Raw genomic sequence first — 3,487 nt, forward strand, 5'->3', positions numbered from 1 at the left:
CTCAAAAGCAGTTAAGTCAATCGCGCTATCATTTACTGTGGCTTGCTTGGCCGATAGGTCTATTGTCAGAGTCTCAAACTTTAGCACTGAAGAGGCTTGGCCGCCAAAACGTCTGAGCAAGGCTTTAATACGTGCAAATAACTCTTCGACATGAAAAGGCTTCACCAGGTAGTCATCTGCACCAGCATCCAGGCCTTCAACTTTATCTTGCCAATTTCCGCGAGCAGTCAGTATCAATATAGGGAAGTCCCTCCCCGCTTTTCGCCAACGACGAATCACTTCAACGCCTTCAATTTTTGGCAAACCTAAGTCCACAACCGCCAGGTCGATCGGGAACTCCATTCCCTTATATAAACCTTCTTCACCATCAGCCGCGAGTTCAAGACAATAAGATTGTTGCTTTAAAGCATCTGCCAACTGTTCTCGCAGTTTGTTTTCATCTTCAATCACTAGAAGCTTCATCGTCTAGCTCTCTTTACTTGGCGCCACTGAGCAGCTCACCACTCAGGCTATCGACATGCAACACCCTAACTCGACCCGCTTTAGTTAAAAACTTAACCCGATAGACGCTACCACGGGGCGTTTCTTTGAGCTGAACTTTCAGGACCTTTCCTTCGAACCTTTCCTGAACAAGGGCAATTGCTTGATCTCGACCAATTCTCTCATTCTTTGTCTCTGCGACCAGGTTTGCGGATAAGCACACCAGCAACACGGCGGACAAAAAAAGTTTTACGAGTTTCATAGCAATCACCTTTGCGAACGTTGCCAACTAACGAGGCTTCTTTCGGTGTCACAGCTCCCTTCTAAAAAGGTTCCACCCTGACACGCACTTTTATTTTCTTACCCGGCTTCTGATCCATTCGGGTCTTATATCTTTCACCCTTGTAACGATACCATACATGGTAGCCGAGCACCTTCTCTTCATAGCTTATACGATGCCGGGTTTCGCAGCGCTGTTCATCACGGTAGTGTGACCTTGTTTTATACCGACGACGCTCATTCGAGGCGATATCGCTCCCCACTGAGGCCCCTAATATTGCACCCACAGCCGTACCAATCTTCTTGTTTTTGCTTCGGTGCCCTACAGCATTACCAATTGCGCCACCAATAATACCGCCAAGAATAGTACTAGTATGTGAATGCTCACTTCTAGGATAATCATCATATCGAACCTGTTCAGTCCAACATTCCTCTTCGGGAATTCTTTTTTCAATGGTTTTAATAATCGGCTCCACCTTCACTACGCGAGCAAAGTCGATTGAACGGTGACTCCTTCCACCCGCATAGCTAAGCGAGCTGAATAGCATCGCCACAATAATAAACGCCACCAATACCGTAGGCTGAGGTAGGTAGTTTCTTGAGTAGGTTAATTGTTTCATGTTCATATTCCTCTTTCTTTTTAGAAGGTGGAATAATCTTAAAACACTAAAGCTGAATGAAAGCTGAACAAAGAATATGAATACAAAAATGAAATTTCAGCGTACAAAACACCGAAATATAAAAAATACAATCAATAAAAAATCAATCACTTAAAAAAACAAATAGACACAGATCAAACAAAATCAACATTTGAGTTTACAGTTGTGCGCACAAATGAAAGAATTAGCTAACTCATCCAGCAACGTGTAGCCACCCCGGAGGCACCATGCACAGACTATCCAATCTCGATGCTTCATTTTTACACCTCGAATCTGCCAGATCACCCATGCACATCGGCTGCACGCTGACCTTTTCTCAGCCTAAGAACAAGACAATGACCTTCGAGCAGTTCAAGAGTCATATTCAATCGCATCTGTCGATATCGCCTGTTTTTAGAAAGAAGCTGGCGACACAAATCCTAGACCTTGATCGACCAGCCTGGTTAGACGATGAGAGCTTTGATATTGATCAACACTTGTTCCACACAAGTTTGAAAGGTGAGCTGCACGAACATGACAAAAAGCAGGTTATCAACCAGTTCTTTAGTCGCGCACTAAATCATCACAGGCCTTTGTGGGAAATAATGTATATGGAAAGTGAAAACAAGCCGGATGAGTTTTTTGTCCTGCTGAAGTTTCACCATGCCGCAGTCGATGGTATGTCTGCCGAGCATATTCTCGCTGGCTTACTAAGCCCTAAAAGCGCCCCGCAAGCCGAGCTTACCGATGATTGGAAACCCGAACACCAAGACTTGCCGAGCACCGTTTATGAAATTGGTAGCAAGCACATTCAAAACGCCTATCGCAGCCCACTTAAGGTTTACGGCCTAGCTAAACGTCTGAGTCACTCTATCTTCAGCTCCCAAGCACTTAGAATGCTCGATAAGGAACAGCGTCCTCCGCACTTTTTCACCGCACCTGAAACGCCGTTCAATCAAGCAATCAGTAAAAAGCATTTCTTTGCAAGCGCCCATCTACCGCTCTACAAAGTAAAGGAAATTAGAAAGGCCTACACGGGCAGCACAATCAATGATGTTGTATTAGCAATCTGCTCAGGTGCTCTGCGAAAGAACCTGGAAACAAGCAATGAGCTTCCTGAAGAATCTTTAGTCGCTATGATTCCCGTATCAAAACGAGAAAAGGACGAACAAGGAAGCCCAAAAAGTTCAGGAGGGAACCTAATCTCTCCAATGCTCATATCGCTCGCGACAGACCTCGACAGCCCGAGCTCCCGACTTGGCATGATTCATCAAAATGCCCTTAGAGCCAAAGAGTTTAACTATAAAGTCGCGGTTGAACGAATCATGAAGCATCTTCCCTCGTGGTCTTCTTCCTTAACCATGAAAGCTTATACACGCCTTCGTCTAGCCAATATTCTAAAGCCCGTTTTCAACCTGATTATCACCAATGTACCGGGCCCCAAGGTTCCCTTGTTTCTGAATGGCGCCGAGCTAAAATCTCTTGAAGGCGTTGCACCGATCGTTGATAACATGGCGCTAACTGCTGTGGTCACCAGCTATGTCGATACACTAACAATCAGCCTGACTAGCTGTGAATCGATTGCTGATAAGGTCAGCTTTTTGGCAAGTAATTTCAACGAGGCACTGGACGAGCTATACCAAGAACTGGTACCTGAGAGACCAGAAGCGCCTTCTCCACAACAAGCCGCATAATTACTATCTTGCGAACAGTTATTCCACTCTGGGTTTAGAGCCTAAGGCTGTAAACCCTCTTCTAGTTAAAGAACCTCCCCCTTACTAGCAAGGCTCACAAGTGAGATTTCCCTTTTCAAGCCCCTTCCTATCGTTCAAACTATCTTCAACAAATACACGACCACATTGATAAGCTTGTTCTCAAAACGATGAGCTTATTTGATAATAATAAGAGGCGCACACCACATGGACTCACTGACTTTCGATTACGTCATCATTGGCGCTGGTTCTGCGGGCAGCGTATTAGCTCAGCGTTTATCCCAAGAAGGTGATAAAACCGTGCTTGTGCTGGAAGCCGGGCCGCGAGATAAAAGCCCGATGATCAAGGTTCCCGGGGCTTTTGCTTACTTCATGTAT

General features: G+C 45.3%; 5 protein-coding genes. 2 read left to right on the forward strand and 3 right to left on the reverse strand.

Going from position 1 to position 3,487, the window contains the following annotated elements:
• The 3 genes from A3735_RS15415 to A3735_RS15425 all read right to left on the reverse strand — a co-directional run.
• On the reverse strand, positions 1-462 hold a 462-nt coding region (locus tag A3735_RS15415; RefSeq protein WP_068638235.1), incomplete at its 3' end, for a response regulator transcription factor.
• Positions 463-475: 13 nt separating this feature from the next.
• Positions 476-742: a PepSY domain-containing protein gene (locus A3735_RS15420; protein WP_068513369.1), complete on the reverse strand. Its 267-nt coding sequence runs from the start codon at positions 740-742 to the stop codon at positions 476-478.
• Positions 743-803: 61 nt separating this feature from the next.
• Entirely contained in the window at positions 804-1,379 is a 576-nt protein-coding gene (locus A3735_RS15425) for a glycine zipper 2TM domain-containing protein (protein WP_068509409.1), read from the reverse strand.
• Between the two features lie 266 nt (positions 1,380-1,645).
• On the opposite strand from A3735_RS15425, the gene A3735_RS15430 reads away from it, so the two are divergent.
• Together A3735_RS15430 and A3735_RS29020 are read left to right on the forward strand one after the other, a co-directional pair.
• Positions 1,646-3,091, forward strand: a complete 1,446-nt coding sequence (locus A3735_RS15430; protein WP_082880434.1) for a wax ester/triacylglycerol synthase family O-acyltransferase — start codon at positions 1,646-1,648, stop codon at positions 3,089-3,091.
• 225 nt (positions 3,092-3,316) lie between these two features.
• Positions 3,317-3,487 (forward strand): NAD(P)-binding protein (locus tag A3735_RS29020; RefSeq protein ID WP_156499702.1); only part of this gene is annotated, 171 nt, incomplete at its 3' end.

Source organism: Oleiphilus sp. HI0061 (assembly GCF_001635675.1).

What these genes read in the sequence shown, in the direction of transcription:
- A3735_RS15420 (WP_068513369.1), bottom strand. Translation starts at nt 742, where the DNA reads ATGAAACTCGTAAAACTTTTTTTGTCCGCCGTGTTGCTGGTGTGCTTA.
- A3735_RS15425 (WP_068509409.1), bottom strand. Translation starts at nt 1,379, where the DNA reads ATGAAACAATTAACCTACTCAAGAAACTACCTACCTCAGCCTACGGTA.
- A3735_RS15430 (WP_082880434.1), top strand. Translation starts at nt 1,646, where the DNA reads ATGCACAGACTATCCAATCTCGATGCTTCATTTTTACACCTCGAATCT.